This is a genomic window from Faecalibacillus faecis (genome assembly GCF_003024675.1).
GTDB lineage: Bacteria > Bacillota_I > Bacilli_A > Erysipelotrichales > Coprobacillaceae > Faecalibacillus > Faecalibacillus faecis.
In genome coordinates, this window is the sequence record NZ_PYLP01000001.1 from 57,135 (window position 1) to 79,461 (window position 22,327).

General features: G+C 28.1%; 25 protein-coding genes. 18 read left to right on the forward strand and 7 right to left on the reverse strand.

Features of this window, described 5'->3' with window-relative positions:
- Positions 1-8 precede the first annotated feature (8 nt).
- From spoIIP to fmt, 3 genes are read left to right on the forward strand one after another with little or no spacing between them, the layout of a single operon-like run.
- Positions 9-725 (forward strand): stage II sporulation protein P, encoded by a 717-nt coding sequence (gene spoIIP / locus C7U55_RS00325; protein ID WP_106986830.1) that lies wholly within the window; start codon positions 9-11, stop codon positions 723-725.
- A complete protein-coding gene (locus C7U55_RS00330) occupies positions 722-1,006 on the forward strand; it encodes a hypothetical protein (protein WP_106986831.1) in 285 nt (94 codons plus the stop codon). The genes spoIIP and C7U55_RS00330 overlap by 4 nt, the downstream gene beginning before the upstream one ends.
- Before the next feature lie 15 nt (positions 1,007-1,021).
- Positions 1,022-1,975: a methionyl-tRNA formyltransferase gene (gene fmt / locus C7U55_RS00335; protein WP_106986832.1), complete on the forward strand. Its 954-nt coding sequence runs from the start codon at positions 1,022-1,024 to the stop codon at positions 1,973-1,975.
- A 10-nt stretch (positions 1,976-1,985) separates the two neighbouring features.
- On the opposite strand, the gene C7U55_RS00340 is transcribed toward fmt, so the two are convergent.
- Positions 1,986-2,951 (reverse strand): D-2-hydroxyacid dehydrogenase, encoded by a 966-nt coding sequence (locus tag C7U55_RS00340; RefSeq protein WP_106986833.1) that lies wholly within the window; start codon positions 2,949-2,951, stop codon positions 1,986-1,988.
- Positions 2,952-3,286: 335 nt separating this feature from the next.
- Here C7U55_RS00340 and C7U55_RS00345 point away from each other — a divergent pair, with 335 nt between their 5' ends.
- From C7U55_RS00345 to C7U55_RS00365, 5 genes are read left to right on the forward strand one after another with little or no spacing between them, the layout of a single operon-like run.
- Complete coding sequence (locus C7U55_RS00345; protein WP_106986834.1) at positions 3,287-4,588, forward strand: pyrimidine-nucleoside phosphorylase; 1,302 nt, start codon at positions 3,287-3,289, stop codon at positions 4,586-4,588.
- Positions 4,589-4,600: 12 nt separating this feature from the next.
- Positions 4,601-5,431 (forward strand): Cof-type HAD-IIB family hydrolase, encoded by an 831-nt coding sequence (locus C7U55_RS00350; RefSeq protein ID WP_106986835.1) that lies wholly within the window; start codon positions 4,601-4,603, stop codon positions 5,429-5,431.
- A 15-nt stretch (positions 5,432-5,446) separates the two neighbouring features.
- On the forward strand, positions 5,447-6,202 hold the full coding sequence (locus tag C7U55_RS00355) for a MurR/RpiR family transcriptional regulator (RefSeq protein ID WP_106986836.1): 756 nt from the start codon (positions 5,447-5,449) through the stop codon (positions 6,200-6,202).
- A 13-nt stretch (positions 6,203-6,215) separates the two neighbouring features.
- The gene (locus C7U55_RS00360) at positions 6,216-6,971 is read left to right on the forward strand and encodes a MurR/RpiR family transcriptional regulator (RefSeq protein WP_032090355.1); all 756 of its coding nucleotides are present in this window, start codon (positions 6,216-6,218) and stop codon (positions 6,969-6,971) included.
- Between the two features lie 22 nt (positions 6,972-6,993).
- The gene (locus tag C7U55_RS00365) at positions 6,994-7,551 is read left to right on the forward strand and encodes an NUDIX hydrolase (RefSeq protein WP_106986837.1); all 558 of its coding nucleotides are present in this window, start codon (positions 6,994-6,996) and stop codon (positions 7,549-7,551) included.
- Here the strand turns inward: C7U55_RS00365 and bilS are convergent.
- The 4 genes from bilS to C7U55_RS00385 all read right to left on the reverse strand — a co-directional run bounded on the left by bilS (position 7,548) and on the right by C7U55_RS00385 (position 10,675).
- On the reverse strand, positions 7,548-7,985 hold the full coding sequence (bilS, locus tag C7U55_RS00370; RefSeq protein ID WP_106986838.1) for a flavodoxin family protein BilS: 438 nt from the start codon (positions 7,983-7,985) through the stop codon (positions 7,548-7,550). The two genes, C7U55_RS00365 and bilS, sit on opposite strands and share 4 nt — an antisense overlap.
- A complete protein-coding gene (locus C7U55_RS00375; RefSeq protein WP_106986839.1) occupies positions 7,969-8,319 on the reverse strand; it encodes a hypothetical protein in 351 nt (116 codons plus the stop codon). Before C7U55_RS00375 ends, bilS begins: the two co-directional genes overlap by 17 nt.
- Positions 8,320-8,388: 69 nt before the next feature.
- A complete protein-coding gene (locus C7U55_RS00380; RefSeq protein WP_106986840.1) occupies positions 8,389-9,282 on the reverse strand; it encodes an ROK family protein in 894 nt (297 codons plus the stop codon).
- Positions 9,283-9,331: 49 nt separating this feature from the next.
- A complete protein-coding gene (locus C7U55_RS00385; RefSeq protein ID WP_106986841.1) occupies positions 9,332-10,675 on the reverse strand; it encodes an FAD-dependent oxidoreductase in 1,344 nt (447 codons plus the stop codon).
- 102 nt (positions 10,676-10,777) lie between these two features.
- On the opposite strand from C7U55_RS00385, the gene C7U55_RS00390 reads away from it, so the two are divergent.
- The 10 genes from C7U55_RS00390 (at position 10,778) to C7U55_RS00435 (ending at position 20,442) form a co-directional block, all read left to right on the forward strand.
- On the forward strand, positions 10,778-11,308 hold the full coding sequence (locus C7U55_RS00390) for an LOG family protein (protein ID WP_106986842.1): 531 nt from the start codon (positions 10,778-10,780) through the stop codon (positions 11,306-11,308).
- An 85-nt stretch (positions 11,309-11,393) separates the two neighbouring features.
- Complete coding sequence (locus C7U55_RS00395; protein ID WP_106986843.1) at positions 11,394-12,128, forward strand: HAD family hydrolase; 735 nt, start codon at positions 11,394-11,396, stop codon at positions 12,126-12,128.
- Positions 12,128-12,922 carry a MurR/RpiR family transcriptional regulator gene (locus tag C7U55_RS00400; RefSeq protein WP_106986844.1) on the forward strand — a complete coding sequence of 265 codons (795 nt, stop codon included), beginning with the start codon at positions 12,128-12,130 and terminating at the stop codon, positions 12,920-12,922. The genes C7U55_RS00395 and C7U55_RS00400 overlap by 1 nt, the downstream gene beginning before the upstream one ends.
- A 118-nt stretch (positions 12,923-13,040) precedes the next feature.
- A complete protein-coding gene (locus C7U55_RS00405; protein ID WP_106986845.1) occupies positions 13,041-13,493 on the forward strand; it encodes a heme-binding protein in 453 nt (150 codons plus the stop codon).
- Positions 13,474-14,208: an HAD-IIB family hydrolase gene (locus C7U55_RS00410; protein ID WP_106986846.1), complete on the forward strand. Its 735-nt coding sequence runs from the start codon at positions 13,474-13,476 to the stop codon at positions 14,206-14,208. Before C7U55_RS00405 ends, C7U55_RS00410 begins: the two co-directional genes overlap by 20 nt.
- The gene (locus C7U55_RS00415; protein ID WP_106986847.1) at positions 14,205-15,125 is read left to right on the forward strand and encodes a Gfo/Idh/MocA family protein; all 921 of its coding nucleotides are present in this window, start codon (positions 14,205-14,207) and stop codon (positions 15,123-15,125) included. Before C7U55_RS00410 ends, C7U55_RS00415 begins: the two co-directional genes overlap by 4 nt.
- Positions 15,125-16,102, forward strand: a complete 978-nt coding sequence (locus C7U55_RS00420; RefSeq protein ID WP_106986848.1) for a Gfo/Idh/MocA family protein — start codon at positions 15,125-15,127, stop codon at positions 16,100-16,102. Before C7U55_RS00415 ends, C7U55_RS00420 begins: the two co-directional genes overlap by 1 nt.
- A complete protein-coding gene (locus C7U55_RS00425) occupies positions 16,092-17,123 on the forward strand; it encodes a Gfo/Idh/MocA family oxidoreductase (protein ID WP_106986849.1) in 1,032 nt (343 codons plus the stop codon). Before C7U55_RS00420 ends, C7U55_RS00425 begins: the two co-directional genes overlap by 11 nt.
- A 1-nt stretch (position 17,124) precedes the next feature.
- Positions 17,125-17,898 carry an HAD-IIB family hydrolase gene (locus C7U55_RS00430; RefSeq protein WP_106986850.1) on the forward strand — a complete coding sequence of 258 codons (774 nt, stop codon included), beginning with the start codon at positions 17,125-17,127 and terminating at the stop codon, positions 17,896-17,898.
- 420 nt (positions 17,899-18,318) lie between these two features.
- Positions 18,319-20,442, forward strand: coding sequence for an ATP-binding cassette domain-containing protein (locus C7U55_RS00435; RefSeq protein ID WP_106986851.1), 2,124 nt, complete (start codon positions 18,319-18,321; stop codon positions 20,440-20,442).
- A gap of 19 nt (positions 20,443-20,461) precedes the next feature.
- Here C7U55_RS00435 and C7U55_RS00440 read toward each other — a convergent pair whose 3' ends face one another.
- Together C7U55_RS00440 and C7U55_RS00445 are read right to left on the reverse strand one after the other, a co-directional pair.
- Positions 20,462-21,610, reverse strand: a complete 1,149-nt coding sequence (locus tag C7U55_RS00440; protein WP_106986852.1) for a hypothetical protein — start codon at positions 21,608-21,610, stop codon at positions 20,462-20,464.
- A complete protein-coding gene (locus C7U55_RS00445) occupies positions 21,607-22,308 on the reverse strand; it encodes a LytR/AlgR family response regulator transcription factor (protein ID WP_106986853.1) in 702 nt (233 codons plus the stop codon). The genes C7U55_RS00440 and C7U55_RS00445 overlap by 4 nt, the downstream gene beginning before the upstream one ends.
- Between the last annotated feature and the right edge of the window lie 19 nt (positions 22,309-22,327).

Consider the following 22,327-nt stretch of genomic DNA (forward strand, 5'->3'; position numbering starts at 1 on the left):
GAGCGCCTATGAAAATAAAAGTATCTATTCAAATTATTTTCAAACTTATGATCATTGCTTTAATGATCTTTTATTTACCTTCTTATAGTCATCAAAACGTTAAACTTTTTAAGGCAATTTCAACAACAGAAGCCTTACCTGCAAGTATTCCCGTTACTTCTAATAAAAAGATTCATCTTTATAATACCCATCAAGGAGAACAATATGTAGGCTACAATGTAAGAGATGGAGCAGAATATTTAAAAGAATGTTTAACGAAAGAAGGATACTTTTGTGATGTTGAACAAAATGATTTTGAAAATTATAAAAATGTTCATCGAATTGCTTATAATCAATCTTATGTGGTTTCTAAGATGTATTTAGAAAATACACTAAGAGAAAATGGAAATTATGATTTAGTTATTGATTTTCATCGGGATAGTCTTGATAAAAAATATTCAACATTGATCTATAATCAAAAAAGTTATGCCAAGATTTTATTTGTTGTAGGAAAAAGCAGTGGAAAATTTGATATGGTTAATCAGTTATCAACCGAACTTTCAAATAAGGCAAATGAAAAAGTTCCAGGGTTATCAAAAGGAATTATGGTAAAGAAGAATCATTATAATCAAGGGATTTGTGATCACACGGTCTTAATTGAATTTGGTGGTCAAAGTAATACCAAAGAAGAAGTACAAAATACAATAGAAGTAATGTCACAAGTAATTAAGGAGTACTTACAATGAAAGAACTTATTATTGATTTAACGATGGTTGGTCTTTTGTTGTTTGGCATGAATGGTTTACTTAATAATCATTATATTCAAAATGAAATGGTTTCTAAAAATATTGTTGCTTTTGAACAAAATGTCAAAAAACAAAAAGAAATAAAATCAGATGAAGGAAGTTATGATGATTTACAAGATAATACGCTTTCTTTAATTGTTAAAAAAATCAGTAAAATATGTATTCAAATAATTCAAACAATTGTCTTGCTTATCTCGCAATTTATTAGTAATATCTTATAGAAGGATGTGAAAAAAATGAATCAATTAAAAATCGTATTTATGGGAACAGCAACATTCTCAGAAGCTGTTTTAAAAAATTTAATTCAACACGATTACAATATCGTCCAAGTTGTTTCACAACCAGATCGTCGTGTTGGAAGAAAAAAAGAACTTAAAATGCCAGAGGTCAAAGTGGTGGCTTTAGAACATGATATACCGGTATTTCAACCACAACGTATTAAAGAAGATTATCAAGCTATCTTAGATATGCAACCTGATTTAATTATTACAGCCGCTTATGGACAGATGATTCCTCAAGAAGTTTTAGATTGTCCACGTCTTGGATGTATTAATGTACATGCTTCCTTACTTCCTAAATATCGTGGTGGAGCACCTGTTCATTACGCTATTTTAAATGGTGATGAAAAAACAGGAGTGACAATCATGTATATGGTTAAAAAGATGGATGCAGGAAATATTATCTATCAAAAAGAAACACCTATTTCTTACGATGAAACTGTAGGAGAACTTTATGATCGTTTATCAACTTTAGGAGCTGAAGCAATTGTTGAAGCAATGCCAGCTATTATTGAGGGAACAAATGCATCGATTCCTCAAGATGAATCTAAAGTAACGTATTCTCCAGTTATTTCAAGAGAACAAGAAAAAATTGATTTCAATAGACCAGCTATCGAGATTTATAATCATGTAAGAGGACTAAATCCTTGGCCTGGAGCTTATACAACGTATCAAGGAAAAACAGTAAAAATTTATCAAGGGCTTGTACATAATTGTCCAAATGCTATGACACATCACGCACACCAAGAACCTGGAACAATCGTGAAGATTTTTAAAGATGCTATTGGTGTAAAGGTACAAGATGGGGTTTATATTATTACTGAATTCCAATTAGAAGGTAAGAAACGTATGCTGGTAAAAGATTATCTTAACGGGCATAATATTTTTGAAGTTGATCAAAAGTTTGAATAGCGCTGAGGCGCTATTTTTTATATGTGACAACTTTTCGATAACCTGTTTGAAAATCAACTTCATTTTCTAAAGTTTCATGATTTTTTAAATGTTCAATATTTCTAATAACAAGCTCTGTATAATAATTACGAACACTTTGCCAAACAAAACCACCTGAACTATGAGGAGTAATTAAAACACGATCATAGCTCCATAAAGGTGAAGTTGCAGGTAAAGGTTCTTCTTCTACAACATCTAAACCAACACCATAAAGATACCCTTGATTTAATACTTCTATTAAATCTTCATTACTAATGGCACTTCCACGACCGACATTGATTAAGACAGCATCTTTTTTCATTTTTAATAATTTATCTTTGTTAAAAAGATGAATTGTTTCTTTGCTTTGTGGAAGTGATAAAATCACAAAATCACTTTGTGGTAAAATTGTATCTAAATCATTGATTGTTGCGACTTCATCAACATAAGGAAGCTCCTTTTGGACTCTTCTTTTAATAGCGGTAATATGACAATCAAAGGCTTTTAGTCTTTTCGCAATTTCATAGCCAATATCACCATAGCCAACAATACAAACACAACTATGATAAATTTCTTTTCCTTGTTTTGAAGGACGCCAATTTCCTTCCTTCATTTGTAAAGCATACGTTTTTAAGTTTTTACAGAAAGTAATCATCATACCAATAACCTGTTCACTGATGGCAATCCCATAACTTCCACTGGCATTGGTAAGTTTAGTGTTTTTATTTAAAATTCCTTTTTTAATATATTGATTGCTCCCTGCACTATTAAGTAAGATAGCTTGTAAATGTGCTTGATTTAAATTTAAATCAAGATGTGGATTTCCCACAATGACATCTGCTTGATCAATATCTTCTTGAGTTGGTCTTCTAGAAATAACAACTGTATCATTTATAAAATATTCTTGGATTTTCTTACTTTCAGCCTCTTGTAAAGGGGCACACACTAAGATTTTCATAAATCCACCTCCAAGTACATTTTATCAAAAATTATTTTTTTTCGCCAATTGGCACTAAAAGACTTGTTTTTACTTTCTTCAATACCATAACTTTCTTTTGGCTGGTACTATGTCAAGATTTTTTAATATCGCTTGAATGTTAGATGAATGTTCATTCTTCTTTAAAAGAAGACTATTTTTTACCTTATGGGATTGTTTGTAAGAAAAATTCTTCTCAAAAAATGGAAGAATTTCTTTCTATGATTGAAAAGATTCTCTCGAAGTTATGAAAGTGTTTTCAAAATAAAATAAATTATAGTAAAATAAGATTAGATTGAAATAAAGGGGAAATGACAATGAGAATGGTTGATTTAATAGAATATAAAAAGAATAATGGAGAATTTAATCAACAACAAATTCAATTTATTATAGATGGTTATGTTGATGGAAGTATTCCTGATTATCAAATGTCAGCATTATTAATGGCAATTTGTTTTCAAGGACTTACTGCAAAAGAAACGGCAATGCTTACTCAAGCGATGGAATATAGTGGAGATATTATTGATTTATCTAAAATTGAAGGTGTTAAAGTTGATAAACATTCTACCGGGGGTGTTGGTGATAAAACATCTCTTGTATTAGGACCTATCGTTGCGGCTTGCGGTGGTAAAGTAGCTAAAATGTCAGGGAGAGGTTTAGGACATACCGGTGGAACATTAGATAAATTAGAATCGATACCAGGTTTTAATATTTATGTATCAGAAGAAGATTTTATTCAACAAGTCAATGATATTGGTTTAGCTATTATTGGACAAAGTGCCACACTTGTACCCGCTGATAAAAAAATTTATGCTTTACGTGATGTAACAGGAACGGTTTCATGTATTCCTTTAATTGCTTCATCTATTATGTCTAAAAAACTTGCCAGTGGGGCAGATACGATTTTATTAGATGTTAAATATGGAAATGGTGCTTTTATGCAAACATTAGAAGATGCCAAGAAACTCGCTCAAACCATGATTGATATTGGAAAACATTGTCATAAAGATACACGTGCAACCATTTCAAGCATGTCACAACCTTTAGGAAATGCAATCGGCAATAGCTTAGAAGTTATTGAAGCAATTGAAACCCTCAAAGGAAAAGGACCTCAAGATTTAGAAGAACTTTGTTTAAAAGCAGGAAGCACAATGCTTGTTCAAGCAAAGCTTTATCAAGATGAAAGTCTTGCTTATAAGGCTTTACAAGAAGTGATTTCTGATGGAAAAGCTTTAGAAAAACTTAAAGAAATGGTTCAAAGACAAGGTGGAGATGTTTCATATATAGAAAATCCTGAACTATTTGAAAAACCAAGTGTTATAATGAAAATAACTTCAAAGAAAACAGGTTATGTTCAATCGTTAGAAGCAAAGAATTTAGGAATTGTTTCAATGAAATTAGGTGGTGGTCGAATGACAAAAGATGAAGATGTCGACCATGCTGTAGGACTTGTTTTAAATAAAAAAATAGGGGATCATGTAGAAATCGGTGAAACGTTATTGACTGTTTATGCCAGAAATGAATTAAGTCAAGAATTATTGAATGAAATTTATCAGAGCTATACAATTGTGGATGAATTTGTCGAAAAACCTATTTTGATTGAAGAAATCATGAAGTAAGAGGTAAGGAAAATGAAGTATGTATTTTTTGATATTGATGGAACAATTCGTGGGAAAAGTAGAGAAATTACAAAAAGAAATAAAGAAGCTATTCGTAAATTAAGAGAAAATGGACATAAAGCTTTCTTATGTACAGGAAGAGCTCCTGTTTCGATTACACAAGATATTTTAGATGTAGGATTTGATGGTGTTATTTCTGCAGCGGGAAGTTTTATTCAAATTGATGGTAAGTACATCTATGAAAACTTTTTAGATAGCAAACTTTTACAACAAGCCATTGTTTTATTTTCTAATGCACAAGTTGGCTTTACTCTTGAAACGAAAGATGAACTTTTTCAATCAGGTTATGCTAGAGAGTATATGGAAAGAAGACAAATCAAAGATACACAAGCTAATCCAGAATTAGCTCGTTTCTTTGAAAAACGTAATCAAGCTTTTAAACCAATTACTGAATATGATCCTGGTAGAGATAAAGTGACTAAAATTGTTTTTATTGCATATGATAAATATGCATTGCTTGATACAGTACCTCATTTAAGTAAAGATTTTAATGTCGTTGTCTTTTCTAAACCAGAAGATGATTTTATTAATGGGGAAATTATTTCAAAGAACTGTACGAAAGCAGATGCCATTGAAAGAGTGATTGACTACTATCATGCAAATATGGAAGATACAATTGCCTTTGGTGATAGTATGAATGATTATCAAATGCTTGAAAAAGCAAATCAAGGAATTGTTTTTGAAGGAGCCAAAGAAAAGCTTTTAGATATTGCTTATGATACTTTTAAAGATCCTGATCAAGATGGAATTGCTTTAAGCTTAGAAAAACTAGGCTTAATATAGAAAGGATAGGTACGTATGGGAAATGTACTACTTGCAAGAATACTTGAATACTTTAACGGAACATTGTTTTTAGATGATAATTATCGTTTTTGTGTATTCTTTATTGAAAATTATATAGATTTTTATAAAATGACATTGGAGGAAGTTGTTGAAAAATCAAAGATTTCTAAAGATGCAATTTTGAATTTTTTAAGTCATTTAGGATTTGATGATTATACGTCTTTCCAAGATAAGCTTTATGCCGATGTTATTTTAAGACAAGATCAAATTCGTTCAAGAATGCTTGGCTTAAAGATGGATGATCTTTTTAAACAAGTTCATTTATGTGATGATAAAGAAAAATTTATTGAAGATTTAGATCATATTTGTCATGACATTTCAACGTCTAAAAGAATTGTGATTATTGGGGCTCTTTATCCAATTTCTATTGCAGTTGAATTTCAAACGGATTTGATTACTTTTGGAAAACCTGTTTTCCAATATCATTCTTTTGATACACAATTGGATCTCAATAAAGATGATTATGTTATATTTGTTTCGGCAACAGGAAGAGCTTATGATGCTTTCATGAATGATCATCAAGATTTTGATATCAACAGATCTCAATTCTTACTCATTACACAAAATAAAAAATATAAGAGTCAAATTGGGGATGAACGTGTGATCTATGTTGCAAGTTCAAGACATGATAGTATTGACTTTAACTATCGTTTGATGACAATTTTTGATATCATGCGAGTAACGTATTATAAAAAATATCATTTTATTTAAAGGGGAGGATGTTATGAATATACTACTTTCAAGAATTTTAAAATATTTAAATGGCACATTGTTTCTTGATGATGCGTATCGTTTTTGTGTATTCTTTATCCTTCATTATCAAAACTTTGGAGATTATTCGTTAGAAGAAGTCGCAAATGAATTAAAGACAACACCAGAAAGTATTTTAAACTTTTTAAAATATTTAGGTTTCTATGATTATCAAACATTTGTAGAAACTTATTATAAACATAAACGAATACGTCTTGAACAGATTGAAGAACGTATGGAAAATCTCAATATTTGTACGTATGTTGAACGCATTAAGGTTTCTAATGATAATAAAGAATTTTTAAAGAAAATAGAAGAAGTCTGTACAAAAATCCATGAATCAAAACGAGTAATTCTTGTAGGGGCTCTTTATCCTATGTCTATTGCGGTAGAATTTCAAACAGATTTAATTTCTTTTGGGAAAACAGTTTTACAATATCATACGTATGATAAAGATATGATTTTTAATGAAAATGATTATGTTATTTTTACTTCTTCTTCAGGAAGGTCTTTAGAAGGCTTTATGTATACAAGAACAAATCTTTCATTACAAAATACGACATCTTTGCTTATTACCCAAAATCCAACCTATGCAAGAAGGAAATTAACTACAGATACGATTCAAGTACCAGGAAGGTTTGATGGTATTAACTTTAACTATCAAATTATGACGATCTTTGATTTAATTCGTGTGATGTATTATCAAAAATATATTGAAAAACAGGGATAAACTGTTTTTTTAAGGAGAAGCAATGAAACAAAAAATACTCAATTATCAACCTTTTAATGAACAAGAAGAAAAAGATAAAGAACTTTTACTTAAAGTGATTGAACAAAAAGATGTTCTAACACGTAAAAATACAATAGGGCACTTCACTGTTTCTTGTTGGGTTTTAAATCAAAGTCATGATAAGGTTTTAATGTGTTATCATAAAATTTATAACTCTTGGTGTTGGCTTGGAGGACATGTTGATGGGCAAAAAGATTTTAAAAAAGTGGCATTAAAAGAATTTCAAGAAGAAAGTGGTTTAAAACATGTTCAGTTTTTAAAGGATGACCCTTTTTCAATTGAAGTTTTAACTGTTAATGGACATATTAAAAATGGAGTTTATGTATCCAGTCATCTCCATTACAATATTACCTATTTAATGGAAGCCGATGATCAAGAAAAATTGATTATTAAAGAAGATGAAAATAAAGGATTACAATGGTTTGACTTTGAAGAAGCTCTAAAAGCTTCTACAGAACCATGGTTGGTCGAAAATGTTTATAAAAAATTAAATAAAAAAATAGAAAAAGGTTATCATTAAACGATAGCCTTTTTCAAATTTTCTAAATCTTCTTCATTTGGATGATTTAGTGCTTCATAGTAGTTTTCAATAAGTAAATCAATATTTTTTGGTGCCTTGTCACTTTCTTTTAAAGAAAGATAACGTTGAAGAACAGAGTCAGGCATCTTTCCTTGACACATAAAACTTCCAACAACTTCATTGGTTGAATCAATGCTTTCTTTCACTTTATTTATAATACGTTTAAAATATTCTTCACTTTTTCCAAAACCAGCAGTTCCAAAGAGAAAGATTTTTTGATGATGCAATGTTTTTAAATAATCTAAAGTTTCTTGATTGGCGTTTCCTTTATCTGTCCAAAAACCAACATAGATTGTTTTTGAATCATTGATATTGTCTTTTAAAAAATCTCCAAGGAGTTTGGTGTTTCCTGTTTGACTAAAATAATGAATCATCTTTTACAACTCCTTCAACTTTTGTAATAGGCATTGCAAAGGCAATCCCTATATTATGTTTTTTTAAACCGCCCAAAGCTTTATCAATTGTATCAAAAACAAGATCTGTTTGTTCATCATTAATAATGAAAAACATTGTTTTACTATCAGGACGTGCTTGTTCAAGGAAAAGTCTTAAAGAACCTAAGATATAACTTTCATCACTTTCTTGAATATAAGAAATCATTCCCTGAGAATCCATAATCGTTCCACCGCTTACTCCTGCTTTTTTTAAACTTGTTAATAAATTTTGTAAAAGTTCCGTTTTATGTAAAACAACAAATACTACTTGCATAATTGTCACCCCTCAATGTTATTGTACACTGATTTTAGTTTTTAAAAAAGATATTTCTCAAAGAGAAAATTATTTAAAAGTTTGAATGTGTTGGTAAAGAGCACCAATTAAATTAGCGTCATTTCTAAATTTACAAGGAACAATTTCAGGATGATAAACATCAAAGTGTAGATTATCAAAAATTTCATTCATATTTTTATTAATGAGTTCAATAAGTAATGGTTGTGCAGATATACCACCACCAATAGCCACTTTTTCACAATCAAAAATAATGTGTACATTAAAGATTTGAGTTGCGACTTCCTTGGCAAAAGCATCGATTCCTGCAATGACTTTTTCATTACCCTTATTAGCCATTTCAAAGATTTCAATTCCAGTATATTCTTTGTCTGTTTCAAGTGCCTCTTGAACACGTTGTAATAACCCAGAAATACCATTTCTCGTACACCAAGCATGATTCCAAGTAAAAGGATCTAAGTTGTTTGTTTTAATAAAAGAAAATTCACCTGCTGAAAAATGTTTTCCTGTATGAACTTTATGATCTTTAATCAAACATCCACCAATTCCTGTTCCTAAAATAACCACAGCGCCATCTTGAATATCTTGGAGATTTCCAAAACCAATTTCCGCATTGGCGGCACATTTAGCGTCATTACCAATTGTAATGTTTGTTGGACAACGCTTCTTTAAAACTTCTACAGTTTCTAATTTATCAATATAACGTAAAGCACCACCAGTATATTGATAGCCTCTTTCAGGATCAATGATACCAGGCATAGAAAGAGCCATGCCATCGATCTGATCTTGAAATTGATCATAGATTTTTCCAATTGTTTCAATAAAGTTTTCAAGGGTATCCATAGGAGTTGGTACACTTGATTTTTCTAAAATAGTTAAATCTTCTTGCAATAGCGCATATTTGATGGCACTGCCACCAACATCTAATGTTAAATATGTTTTCATAAACTTCCTCCCAGATTACTATTATATAATAGAAGGAATGAAATGGGTATCATTTTTGTTTATTCATATCTTTTAAACAAGGCCCTTCAATAAGTTTTCCATAACAATCAAAAACAGATTGATGACAGGGACAATGCCATATTTGATTTTTTTCATCAAAAGAAAGTAGACCTTTTAAATGAGGACAGTAGGGAGAAAAATAATGATTAATACCTTGCCTATCTAAATAAACAGCATAGAGTTTATGATTGATTTTCATTAATCCTCCTTGACCTCTTTGTAAATTTTTCTTGGTATGAAAATGAAATTTGACATAACCAAGATAAAGATGATGAAGCATTTGTTTCAAATATATTTTAGAATAACTTAAAGAATAATAATGACAAGAAAATAAGGAGAGATAGGCATTATCGTTATTTAAATAAAGATCTTTAATGATTTTAGACGCTAAAAAAGAATTTGTCATACCCCATTTTTGAAAACCATAAATAAAATATTCATGTTCTTTATAACGCCCCATATAAGGAATACCTCTTAAAGGAATCGTATCTTGTGCAAACCAGTCCTTACTCTTAGAATTAATAACTAAAGCATGATTTTTTAAAGGACGATAACTTTCTGTAAGATCAATAGAGAGTGTACATTGATTTCCTGTTCTTTGTTTTAAATCAACACTTTCTAAAGATTGAAACATTTTTAAAAAGTAGAAACCTTTTTTTATAAAAGGATAACGCGAGGCATGAATGAGATCTTGGCAGATAATACGATGTCCTTGTACATAGACAAGAAAATCGTTTTTTCTTTTTATGATTTTTTCAACACGACTATGTTCATAAAATTGAACATTTTTCTTTTGACAACATTCCACAAGATGATAGAGATATTTTAAAGGATGAAAAATGTATTGATGATGCAAACTGATTGTTTTTAAATGTTTTTGATTGTCAAAAACGGTTTCACCAAAGAGTTGTAAATAATGTTGTTCTTTTTCAAGTATTCCAACATTTTTTAAATCATCGGTATATAAAGACATCGTACATTCTTTTAAACAACAATCGATTTTTTCTTTTTCAATTAAATCTTTAATACCTTTTATTGCTTCTTTTTGACTTTGATAGTAGAGATAAGCTGTTTCAATATTATAATGTTTTACAAGTTTTTGATAAATAAGACCTTGTAAAAGAGTAATTTTAGCCGTTGTATGTCCACTGGTATGACTACCTAAAAGATTCTTTTCAACAATAGTTATTTGTTTACCTGTTTCTTTTAATTGATAAGCGCATGAAATGCCGGATAGACCACCACCGATAATAAGAATATCGGTTTTTATATCTTTATTTAATTGTTTAAAACAAGGATGTTGACTTGTCTTTTGCCAATAAGATTCATTCATAAAATCACCTGTTTTATTATGAAACAAAAACGCATTTTTTATACAGGAAATGATATAATAAGCAAAAAGGATAAAAAAGATTTATAAATTTTGGAGGTATACATGAATATAACAGTTTATTTAGGGGCAAGTAATGGAAATGATCAAAACCTTACTTTAGCGGCAAGAAAACTTGGAAAGTGGATTGGTGAAAATGGACATACACTTGTTTATGGAGGCTCTAAATGTGGTTTAATGGGAGAATTGGCGGAAAGTGTATTGAAAGCAAAGGGAAAAGTCATAGGTGTGGAACCACAATTTTTCATTGATGCCGGTTTTGATTATCCTAAAATAACACAATTAATTGTGACACAAGATATGAGTGAAAGAAAAACAAAAATGATTGAATTAGGGGATGCTTTTATTGCTTTTCCAGGAGGAACAGGAACTTTAGAAGAAATTACAGAAGTCATGTCTAAAGTCTCATTAAAACATTTAAAGACACCTTGTATGCTTTATAATTTAAATGGATATTATGATGATTTAAAGAAACTTTTAGATAAGATGATTACTTTTGATTTATCCTCTAAAGAAAAACAAGAAGGTATTTATTTTGTGGAAAATTTAGAGGAAATAAAAGAAATATTAAAATAAGAAGATGTTTCTAAAAAAGAAAATCGATGAAAATGATTTTCTTTTTTTACAAAATCAACTACAATAAAGGCATTGGAGGATTATTATGAAAGTACTAGCAAGTGATTATGATGGAACATTATTATTTAATGAACAATTTAAAGAAGGGGATTTAAAGAAAATCAAGGAATTTCAAAAAGTAGGCAACTTATTTGGTTTATGTAGTGGAAGACCTTTTAAAGGCATCTATGAATTTTGTAAGCCTTATATTGATTTTGATTTCTATATTTTATGTACAGGGGCACTTGTGCTTAATAAAGAAAGAGAAGTTATTTATAAAAGTACGATTTCTAAACATTTATTACATGAATTTTATGATTGTTATCAAAAAGATTACGATATTTTCATTCAAGCTAATATGCAAATTTATACATTTTTAAAAGAAGATTTAGGTTCAATGGTTAGACAAGTTATTACATCTTTAGATGAAGTGGAAGGAGATATTTATGGTTTATCCATGAATGCAAAAACGGATGAAAACGCGAGAAAAGTGTGTCTTGATATTGAAGAACATTTTCCTGAATTAACAGCACACCAAAATAAAGAATTTATTGATATTACTGAAAAAGGATGTTCTAAAGGTTTAGGAATTTTAAAATTAAAAGAATTAATGCATTTAGAGGAAGTTGCCGGAATTGGGGATTCGTATAATGACATTCCTATGTTAGAAACAGTGGATCATTCTTTTACTTTTCCAACATCACCAGAAAGTTTAACATCGATTGTTGATGATGTGGTTGATAGCGTGGAAGAAGCGCTTGATATTTTAATGAAAGAATAATGAAAATATTACAACAACTTAAAGAAAATCATTATACTGAATCAGAACAACAAGTCATTGATTATTTATTAGATCATTTAGAAGATTTAACTTTACTTTCAATCAATGATCTAGCAAAAAAAAGCTATACTTCAAATGCAACGATCATTCGTTTATGTCATAAAGTAGGCTATCAAGGTTATCGCCAATTTAAACTTGCTTTATTACAAGAACTTGAAGCCAATAAATATATGGTAAGTCAAGTAGACTATACAACCCCATTTCAAATCAATGAAACAAGTGATCAAATCATTCAAAATATGTTTTCTCTTTATCAAGAAAGTATTCAACAAGTTTATCATCATTTATCTATTAAAACCTTAAATAAAATCGCAACATTGATGGTACAAAAGAAAAGAGTTTTTATTTATGGCTATGGCGATAGCCAAATAACAGCAGCAAACTTTATTAATAAACTTGCAAAGCTTAATTTATTTCCTATCTTAGCAACTCAATATGGGGAAGAAATCTATATTTCCAAACAATTACAGCCAGGAGATTTTGCTTTGTTTATCTCTTATAGTGGAGAGAATACATCCCTTTTAGAATGTATGAAAATCTTAAATAAAAAAGGAATTCAAACAGCTTTGGTTACTGCTAATCTTCAAAGTCCACTTGTTGTTTATAGTCAATATCAAATCATTATTCCTGACTATGAAAAACAAAATAAGATTGCAACATTCTATTCTCAACTTGCCTTTATGTATATCTTAAATAATTTACATGCACTTATTTATCATCTTAAAAATAAGTGAACCAAAAGTTCAGTTTAACTGAACTTTTTTTCATTTACTTTGAACCTTATTTCCACAATGATGAACATCTCTTAAATAAAAAAAGAAGATATGATATAACAAAAGTGAGGTGAAAAAGATGACAAAAGAAGAAGTCTTACAATTAGAAAAAGAACTTTCTTTTCAAGAATTCAATAATCATGATGTTTATCAATTAGGACAAATCATTGTTAATCATATTGAAAAGAATCAATTGAAAAATGTTAGAATTCGTATTGTTTTAGAAGGAGATATTGTTTTTCAATATTTGATGGATGGTAAAAAAGGAGTCGTTTGGCTTGATCGTAAACAAAAAACAGTTGAAAAATATGGACATAGCAGTTATTACATTTATTTAGAAAATGAAGAAAATGGAACATATCAAGCAGATGAAAAAGATGAAAGTTTCGTTATTTGTGGGGGAGGTTTTCCTTTGATTATCCAAAATGAATTAAGAGGAAGCATTCTTGTTTCGGGGCTCGCACATGATGAAGATCATCAAGTCATTGTTGATTGTTTAAGGAAAATAAAAGATGAAGGCTCTTGCAAGTGATATTGATGGAACGCTTGTTTTCAATCAACAAATAAAAAAACAAGATAGAGAGGCTATTGAAAAGTACCAAAAGGAACATCTATTTGGTGTATGTAGTGGAAGACCACGATGTGCCCTGTTTGATTTAAAACAGTTAAAACTAGATTTCTATATTCTTTCTTCAGGAGCAGTGATCTTAGATAAAGATTTAAATATCATTCAAGATTTTCCAATGAAAAAAGAAATCGTTCAACAAATCTTTAATGAATATCATCAACATGCACAAATCATCTTACAAACAGGAAATGCAGATGTTTTTTATGCAACACTTAAAGAAGATTATAATCCTAAATTAAAAGTCATTTCTTCTTTTAAAGAAGTAGAGCATGAAATCATCTATGGTATATCGCTTATTTTTAAAGATGACAAAACGACTAAGAAAGTATGTTTTGAAATTAATCAAAAATATCATGAGGTCGAAGGTTTTCAAAATAGAAACTCTGTTGATATTGTAAGAAAAGGATGTTCTAAAGGAACGGGAATTAAAATCATTAAAGATCATTACCAATTAGAAAAGATGGCAGGAATAGGGGATTCCTATAATGACTTACCAATGTTAAAAGTCGTAGATACAGCCTTTACTTTTAAAACATCCCCTCAAGAAATACAAAAACAAGTACATTATTGTGTTAATGATATTGCAGAAACAATAGCGTTATTGGAGGTAGAAAAATGAATTTTGGAATTATAGGTTATGGAAACATAGCGCGTAAGTTTGTTAAAAGTATTACTTATACTAGTGGGGGAAAAGTGCATGCCATTGCCTCACATTCTTTAGATGAAAACGATAGTTACTTACAAAATCATCCTTTAGTTAAACTTTATCGTGATTATGAAGAACTTTTAAAAGATGATGATATTGAAGCTGTTTATATTGCAGTACCCCACTTTGAACATAAAAAGTGGATTATAGAAGCCATTAAACATCATAAAGCGGTTTTATGTGAAAAACCACTTGTCTTAAAAAGTGAAGATATTGATGAAATTAATCAATATGTTAAAGAATATCAAGGCTATTGTTTAGAAGCTTTTAAAACAAAGTTTAATAATGGGTTTAATCATTTAAAAGAAGATTTAAAACTGATTGGAAAATTAAAATCAATTGAAGCAAACTTTTGTTTTGATGGGACAGATAAAAAAGATTCTTACTTGTTTGATCTAAAACAAGGGGGTGCTTTAAATGATGTAGGAAGTTATGTCGTTGGTTTTGTCCTTGCTTTAGTGGATGCACCAGTTGAAAGTGTTGAATCTCATATTGAAAAAGAAAATGAGATTGAAATGAATTTTAAAGCAACTTTAAATTTTAAAAATGAAGTTCAAGGAAAAGTAGAAGGTTCAATTAATTATAATAAAGAACGTTATGCTTTAATTAAAGGGGATAAGGGGGAAATCTATGTTCCAATGTTTAACCGTGTGGTTGAATATACAATTCATTTAGAAAATGAAGTTATGCAAAAAACATATCCAATTGAAGGAGACGATATGACTTTAGAAATACAAGCTTTGATTAATCATAATCAATCAACACATACATTACATGATTCAAAAAAATTACAAGAAACAATTGAAAGAATAAGAGAGGAAGCAAAATAATGAAACTAGGAATTTTAGGAACAGGAATGATTGTTAAAGATGTTCTTACCATGTATCACGAGCTAGGTGTTGAAAAAACTTATCTTTTTTCAACAAAAAAATCAAAATCACAAGCATTAGAACTTATGGAAAAATATCATTTAGATAAAGTTTATACAGATTATGATGAATTACTTCAAAGTGATGTTGATACAATTTATTGTGCTTTACCTAATCATCTACATTATGAGTTTTCAAAAAAAGCTTTAGAAAATGGTAAAAATGTCATTATTGAAAAACCAATTACAGCGAATAGTAAAGAATTAGAAGATTTAATTGAAACAGCCAATAAAAAGAATTTAATGATTTTTGAAGCTATGAATTTACATTACACACCTGCTTTTCTTTCATTAAAAGAAGATTTAAAGAAATTAGGAGATATTAAAATTGTTTCATTTAACTATTCGCAATATTCATCAAGGTATAATGCTTTTAAAGAAGGAACAATTTTACCAGCCTTTGACTTTCATAAAGCTGGTGGAGCTTTAATGGATTTAAATGTTTATAATATTCATGCTTTAATCGATTTGTTTGGGAAACCTGTTTATCATAAATATATGGCAAATATTGAAAAAAATATTGATACAAGTGGGATGATGATTTTTGATTTTGAACATTTTAAAGCTTTATGTATTGGGGCTAAAGATTGTAAAGCACCTTTAATGAATACGATTCAAGGAAATTTAGGGGCAATCGTTGTTAAATGTCCGTTAAGTCAAATGACAGAATATGAAATCTGTTATAACGATGGGACAAGTGAAGTAAAATCTTTTGAAAAGAAACATCGTTTAATTTATGAATTTAAAGAATTTATGAGAATGATGGAAGAAAAGGATGTTAAAAAACAAAAAGAAATGTTAGATCTTTCTTTATTGATTTCTAAATTAATGGAAGAAGGAAGAATGCAAGAAGGGATCGTGTTTGATAATGATAAATAATAAAATTGTTTTAGGATATATTGGAAATGGAAAAAGTACCAATCGCTATCATTTACCTTTTGTTATGCAAAGACTGGATAAATTCATCGTTAAAACGATTTATAATCCACGTATCCATCATGATGTATGGGATAAAATTGAAGGAATCAACTATACTGAAAATCAAGATGATATTTTCTTAGATGATGAAATTGATATGGTTGTTGTTTGTACAGGTCATCATTATCATTATGAATATACTAAAAAAGCACTTGAACATAATAAACATTGTTTATGTGAAAAACCCTTTATGGAAAATAGTCAGCAAGCTAAAGAAATTTTTGCACTTGCGAAATCAAAAGGACTTTATTGTTCAGCTTATCAAAATAGAAGATATGATAGTGATTTTTTAACTGTCCAAAAAGTCATTGAATCAGGAAAATTGGGCGATTTATTAGAATTAGAAATGCATTTTGATTACTATCGCCCTGAAATACCTGAAAGTGTCGATCATTTTGATCCAGCAATGTCTTATTTATATGGACATGGTTGTCATACTTTAGATCAAGTTATTTCTTACTTTGGAAAACCTGATGATATTCATTATGACGTAAGACAACTTTTAGGAACAGGTCGTATGAATGATTATTTTGATTTAGATCTTTATTATGGAACATTAAAAGTATCCGTTAAATCAAGTTACTTTAGAGTAAAATCAAGACCATCTTTTATCGTTTATGGTAAAAAGGGAATGTTTGAAAAATATAGTAAAGATCGCCAAGAAGAACATTTAAAACTTTTCCATATGCCTATCAATAATGATTTTGGAAAAGATTTGCCTGAACATTATGGAACTCTTACTTATTATGATGATGAGGGTATTTATCACGAAGAAAAAGTTCTAACAGTTGACGGCGACTATGCGCGTGTGTATGATGGTATCTATGATAGTATTGTAAATGGTAAGGAACAAGTCATCCAACCATGGCAAACAATTCTACAAATGGAAATGTTAGAAACAGGAGTAAAGGATTTAAAATAGTATGAAAAAATATTTTTTCTTTGATATTGATGGAACATTGACTGATTTAAAAACACATCAAATTGTCCCAAGTGCGAAAGTTGCTTTAGAAAAGCTTAAACAAGCAGGTCATTTTGTTTGTTTAAATACAGGAAGAGCCCATTATAAAGCAGAAAAAACAAGAAAAGAATTTAATTTTGAAAATATGGTATGTAATGGTGGTAACGGAATTGTACTAGATGGCATTTTAAAAGAAAATATTCCTTTAGATAAACAAGGTGCCTTAAAAATCATTCAAGAAGCTAAAGAAAAAGGGATTGGTTATTTAGTAGCAATCAATGATAGTCAAGAAGTCTATGGTGAAAATGATTTATTTATTCAACAAGTAGGCTATCGTAAAGAACCAACAACCTATATTTTAGATCGAGGTTTTGATTATAAACAAGTAGAAAACTTCTATAAAATCTATCTTGCTTTAGGTGAAAAAGAAGAAGCTTCTTTTCAAAACAAAGATCAATTAGGTTCATTACGTTTTGAAAAAGAATACTTAATGTTTCAACCAGATAATAAAAAAGGCGGTATTTTCAAAATGATGAAAATACTTCAAGCACCTATTCAAGATGTGGTTGTCTTTGGCGATGATTATAACGATCTTGATATGTTTGATAAAGATTTATGGACAGGCGTTGCTATGGGGAATGCTTGTGATGCTTTAAAAGAAAAAGCAACATACATCACAGATCAAAATGTAGATGATGGTATTTATAATATCTGTGAAAAAATGGGTTGGTTTTAATAAAAAATGAAGGAACCGTAATTATGGTTCCTTTTAACATAGAAAAATATATTTTTTATACTTTTTTATTTTGATTGACGATGCTCTACAACCTGCATCAATTGTCACATTATTTTTAGCTCGTACCAGGCTAGGAGTCCAATCACCTTCCCACGGTTTGACTATCTACATCAATGATTGTGTAGGTAAACCAGTAGAATCGTATGTGTTATCTACCACACCCTAGAACTAATAAGTTCAATTATATTTTTGGAGATATCTCCTATAATAAATTTGTTTCATATTCAATCATTATGTCGTTACATTTCAATAACTTTTTTGACCTCTTAATCATGAAAATGAACCTGTTGATCAAGTTGAATTTACTGTATAAATCCTTCTTTATATAATGAAATTACAATAAAAAAAGGAGGTTTTATCATGTTAGAATTAAAGAATATAACAAAAAAATATGATGAAAAAATTATTTTTGAAAATTTAAATGTTCAATTTAATAAGACGAATACAATCAATGGGATTATTGGAAAAAGTGGTAGTGGAAAAACAACATTATTTAATATCCTATTTGGTTTAGATAATGATTACGAAGGTGTATATACCATAGATGAACAAGATGTTAAATTATTTGATTTAAAAAAGTGGGATGAAATAAGAAGAAACGAAATACACATCGTTTTTCAAGATTTTAAGCTTATTGAAAATTTTACAGTCTTAGAAAATTTAATACTCACACTTAATTGTAAAGAAGATGAAGCAAAAGATGCTTTAGAAAAGTTAGATATTTTAAGTTTAGAAAATACAAAAGTAAAGAATATCAGTGGTGGAGAGAAACAAAGACTTGCCATTGCAAGAGCACTTATAAAAAATCCCAAGATATTGTTATTAGATGAACCAACTGGAAACCTCGATGATGTTCATGCTGCAATAATTATGAAATGTATTCAATCATTAAAGAATGAACAGATGATGATTTTTATTATTAGCCATGATCAACGAGTAATAGATTATTGTGATAATATTTATGTTTTAGAAAATAAAACATTAAAATTAGAAAAAGAAAATAAAGAAGTTGTTAGTTCATATTCAAAAAAATCAACACTAGAAAAGATTAAAAGTTATAATATTAAATACGTTTTAAAGGCAATGCAAAGAAATAACAAAGATATTATTATAAATTATATACCGGTATCTATTATTTTTATGTTATTCATGACGATATTTCTATTCTTTTATAGTATTTCCATTAATGATCTTTATGAATTCTATTCAGGTATTGATAATAAAACAATTTATGTATCAACAACGCATTATACAAAACAATATCTCAATGAATGTGCAAAAAATAATTATATCATTATTTCAAATGATGGAACGAGAATCAGTTTTTCAAATAAAGATTTAAAAGATGTAAAAAATATTTTGGGAGTTAATGAAGCTAAATTATATAATGGCAATGTAGAAACAAGTGTTGATTATAAAGGAAATGAATTAAATCTAGTATTAGATAAAAATTCATTTTCAAGTAAAGTCAAGAAAACAAAGAGCTATGTCCATTTTCCGGATAAAGTTCAAATGGAGTTTAAAACATTAACAGTTCCTTATCCTTATATTAAGCATTATAATCCAAAACATATAGAACTTCTTTGTGGGAATTACCCAGTAAAAAATGAAATTCTTATTCCTGATTTTCTTGCTTATAGTTATCTTAAAAATGAAAATTTAAATACATTAGTTAAGCAATCAATTGAATTACCAATTATTGATGAAAAAAGAAATCAAGTAAATCAAAAATATAAAGTATCAGGTATCTATAAAACAAATTATGAAAATAATATTGGATTAACAGAATATATTTACACAAGCTATCAAAATTATGATTTTTTAGATCTTTTCCAAACTCAAGAAAGCTATAAAAATCATGTAAATGATTTTAATCAAGAAAATAAAATCCATGATATTCAAAAAACAGTCTTTAAAGATTATGATTCTTATTTAAAAGCTATTGGAACAGGTCTTGATGATATGATTATTGTTTGTAAATCAAAAAACGATGTAAAAAAAGTCACGAAAGAATTAAATAAACTCTTTCCTCATTTAAGATTAATGTCCCAATATGAATTTAAAAATGGTGAGTTTGGAGAGTCTTATATTCGAACGGTTTTAATCAACATAGGCATTATTGTTTTAGTTGCTTTGATATTGGGAATTATTATTTTATTTTTAAATAAAGGTTATATTCGAAAGCGTAATAAAGAATTGGCGGTTTTATATGCTTTAGGTAGGTCTAAAAAGGATGTCATTATTATTATTTTATTAGAACATTTATTGATTTCAACAATTGCATTTATTGTAGGATATTTTAGTTTATGGATGATTAGAATACTTTATTTGAGATATGTTTCAACATTTAATTTTTTATCATTGATGTTTAATGAGAAAGTAGTTCTTTATATTTATTTATATATTATTTTAATGACATTTATTTCTGTTATTTTTTCTATTCATGGCATTAATAGAAAAAAACTCAATGAGTATTTAAAATAATAACTAAAAAGAGTCATATTCAGTTATCGACTCTTTTTAATACAATTAATAAACTCGTATTACAATCATCTATGTCTTTGATTGTTACGGTGTAAGAATTCGCATTTAAGATTTTTTCTAGATGATTTGTAATTTTCTTTTCATTAATTGTTGTAGATGAAAATACAACTTTAAGTAAAAGATAATTTGTTTCACTTTTAGATTTCAATATGATTATTTTATTATCATTTTGACAAGATAAGCAAGATTGTATTGTTAATGTTAAAAGATAGTCAAACAACTGTAGTTGTAATTGATAATCTAAATTATTAAAAGAATTACTTTCGATATCTGTTTTAATATTAATATTATTATCAATAAGTGTTTGTAAATGATTGTTAATCACATAATTTAAGACAAGAGATTGACTATAAATTGCATTGAATTCTTTATAGGTTGTTTGAGTTAATTGATTTAATATTTCTTTAGCATTTTCATAATTTTGATTATCAAATTGAATATTAAGTTGACTACATGTATGAAGTAAATCATGTAAGAATTTAAAATTATAATCATAGTGTTGTTGTAATAATTCATATTTTGAATTAAATAATTCTTTTTGTTTTTTCAAAGAAATATAGTTGGTTGTAAGTAACGTAATGATAAATAGCAATAAATTTAACACAGGAATACTTAGTAAATCAAACAAATCTGTTGTACTAGTAGATAAAAAATAACTACAATCAATATCTCCAAACCAAAGAATTGTTAGAATAGGAAATATAAAAATAAATTTGATATATTTTAATGAATATAAACGTTTTAGATTTTTTAAAATGTAAATATAAATACTTATAAAAAACAAAATAAATAACGCAGCTAGAATAATTTCATAATTAAAAAATGTTTGAATATGAAAAATAAGGAATTCAAATGATATTTGAATAATATAAAACGGTATAATAATGAGTGCTTTTTGAATAAATGATTCTTTATATAATAAAAAATAAACAATAAAATATAAGAATAAAATAAATAAATATTTCAATTCAATAGTTATAAAAACTAAAGGGATAAAAAATAAAACAAAAATAAGCAAAGATTTTGTTTTGTTGTATTTTGGTGATAAAAAAGAATGAGCAAGATAAGCTAATAAAAGAAATGAAATGATATTAGAAAGAATAATCATAATGTGGCCTGTAATAGATCTATATATTTTGTTTCAAATTCTTTTTTATAATGTCTAGATAAAGGAATCATTTCACCATTAGTCATTTCTATATCTTTTTTATAAAGAGCATTGACGTATTTTAAATTAACTAAAAAAGCTTTATAGGGATAAGCAAAATGATAATCACTAAGCTTATCATACCAGTATTTTAAGGTACAATTGGTAGATAGTTTTTTTCCATCTACTTTATGAATCATTGATTTACGATCCGTAAATTCAATATAAAGAATATCTTTAATATAAATCTTAGAATCATAAATTTTCTTATCAAAAAAATAGTTTTTATCTTTTATATAATTTTTTATAAAACCATTCATTTCTAAATCAAATTCATGTTGATTGATAGGCTTAATAAAATAACGTTCAGCATGTATTTTATAGCCATCAATAGCGTATTTAGAATAATTAGTTGTAATGATAATATGACAATGATGTTCTATTTTTTGAAGTTCTAGACCAAGATTAATCCCATTTTCTTGACCGAGTTCAATATCTAAAAATAGAAAGTCATACGAATCAATATCATTTAATAATTCATCTTTATTTTGACATATAGTGATTTGATAAGAAATGTCCTTATTCTTAAAGAATGTTTTTAGGCAATTTGTTAAATGTTCTCTATCTCTTTTATTATCATCAAATATAAGTATCTTCATTAATTTATTTTCCTTTCAC

Excerpts from the sequence above, each read along its gene's own strand:
- spoIIP (WP_106986830.1), top strand. The coding sequence starts at position 9 with ATGAAAATAAAAGTATCTATTCAAATTATTTTCAAACTTATGATCATT.
- C7U55_RS00330 (WP_106986831.1), top strand. The coding sequence starts at position 722 with ATGAAAGAACTTATTATTGATTTAACGATGGTTGGTCTTTTGTTGTTT.
- fmt (WP_106986832.1), top strand. The coding sequence starts at position 1,022 with ATGAATCAATTAAAAATCGTATTTATGGGAACAGCAACATTCTCAGAA.
- C7U55_RS00340 (WP_106986833.1), bottom strand. The coding sequence starts at position 2,951 with ATGAAAATCTTAGTGTGTGCCCCTTTACAAGAGGCTGAAAGTAAGAAA.
- C7U55_RS00345 (WP_106986834.1), top strand. The coding sequence starts at position 3,287 with ATGAGAATGGTTGATTTAATAGAATATAAAAAGAATAATGGAGAATTT.
- C7U55_RS00350 (WP_106986835.1), top strand. The coding sequence starts at position 4,601 with ATGAAGTATGTATTTTTTGATATTGATGGAACAATTCGTGGGAAAAGT.
- C7U55_RS00355 (WP_106986836.1), top strand. The coding sequence starts at position 5,447 with ATGGGAAATGTACTACTTGCAAGAATACTTGAATACTTTAACGGAACA.
- C7U55_RS00360 (WP_032090355.1), top strand. The coding sequence starts at position 6,216 with ATGAATATACTACTTTCAAGAATTTTAAAATATTTAAATGGCACATTG.
- C7U55_RS00365 (WP_106986837.1), top strand. The coding sequence starts at position 6,994 with ATGAAACAAAAAATACTCAATTATCAACCTTTTAATGAACAAGAAGAA.
- bilS (WP_106986838.1), bottom strand. The coding sequence starts at position 7,985 with ATGATTCATTATTTTAGTCAAACAGGAAACACCAAACTCCTTGGAGAT.
- C7U55_RS00375 (WP_106986839.1), bottom strand. The coding sequence starts at position 8,319 with ATGCAAGTAGTATTTGTTGTTTTACATAAAACGGAACTTTTACAAAAT.
- C7U55_RS00380 (WP_106986840.1), bottom strand. The coding sequence starts at position 9,282 with ATGAAAACATATTTAACATTAGATGTTGGTGGCAGTGCCATCAAATAT.
- C7U55_RS00385 (WP_106986841.1), bottom strand. The coding sequence starts at position 10,675 with ATGAATGAATCTTATTGGCAAAAGACAAGTCAACATCCTTGTTTTAAA.
- C7U55_RS00390 (WP_106986842.1), top strand. The coding sequence starts at position 10,778 with ATGAATATAACAGTTTATTTAGGGGCAAGTAATGGAAATGATCAAAAC.
- C7U55_RS00395 (WP_106986843.1), top strand. The coding sequence starts at position 11,394 with ATGAAAGTACTAGCAAGTGATTATGATGGAACATTATTATTTAATGAA.
- C7U55_RS00400 (WP_106986844.1), top strand. The coding sequence starts at position 12,128 with ATGAAAATATTACAACAACTTAAAGAAAATCATTATACTGAATCAGAA.
- C7U55_RS00405 (WP_106986845.1), top strand. The coding sequence starts at position 13,041 with ATGACAAAAGAAGAAGTCTTACAATTAGAAAAAGAACTTTCTTTTCAA.
- C7U55_RS00410 (WP_106986846.1), top strand. The coding sequence starts at position 13,474 with ATGAAGGCTCTTGCAAGTGATATTGATGGAACGCTTGTTTTCAATCAA.
- C7U55_RS00415 (WP_106986847.1), top strand. The coding sequence starts at position 14,205 with ATGAATTTTGGAATTATAGGTTATGGAAACATAGCGCGTAAGTTTGTT.
- C7U55_RS00420 (WP_106986848.1), top strand. The coding sequence starts at position 15,125 with ATGAAACTAGGAATTTTAGGAACAGGAATGATTGTTAAAGATGTTCTT.
- C7U55_RS00425 (WP_106986849.1), top strand. The coding sequence starts at position 16,092 with ATGATAAATAATAAAATTGTTTTAGGATATATTGGAAATGGAAAAAGT.
- C7U55_RS00430 (WP_106986850.1), top strand. The coding sequence starts at position 17,125 with ATGAAAAAATATTTTTTCTTTGATATTGATGGAACATTGACTGATTTA.
- C7U55_RS00435 (WP_106986851.1), top strand. The coding sequence starts at position 18,319 with ATGTTAGAATTAAAGAATATAACAAAAAAATATGATGAAAAAATTATT.
- C7U55_RS00440 (WP_106986852.1), bottom strand. The coding sequence starts at position 21,610 with ATGATTATTCTTTCTAATATCATTTCATTTCTTTTATTAGCTTATCTT.
- C7U55_RS00445 (WP_106986853.1), bottom strand. The coding sequence starts at position 22,308 with ATGAAGATACTTATATTTGATGATAATAAAAGAGATAGAGAACATTTA.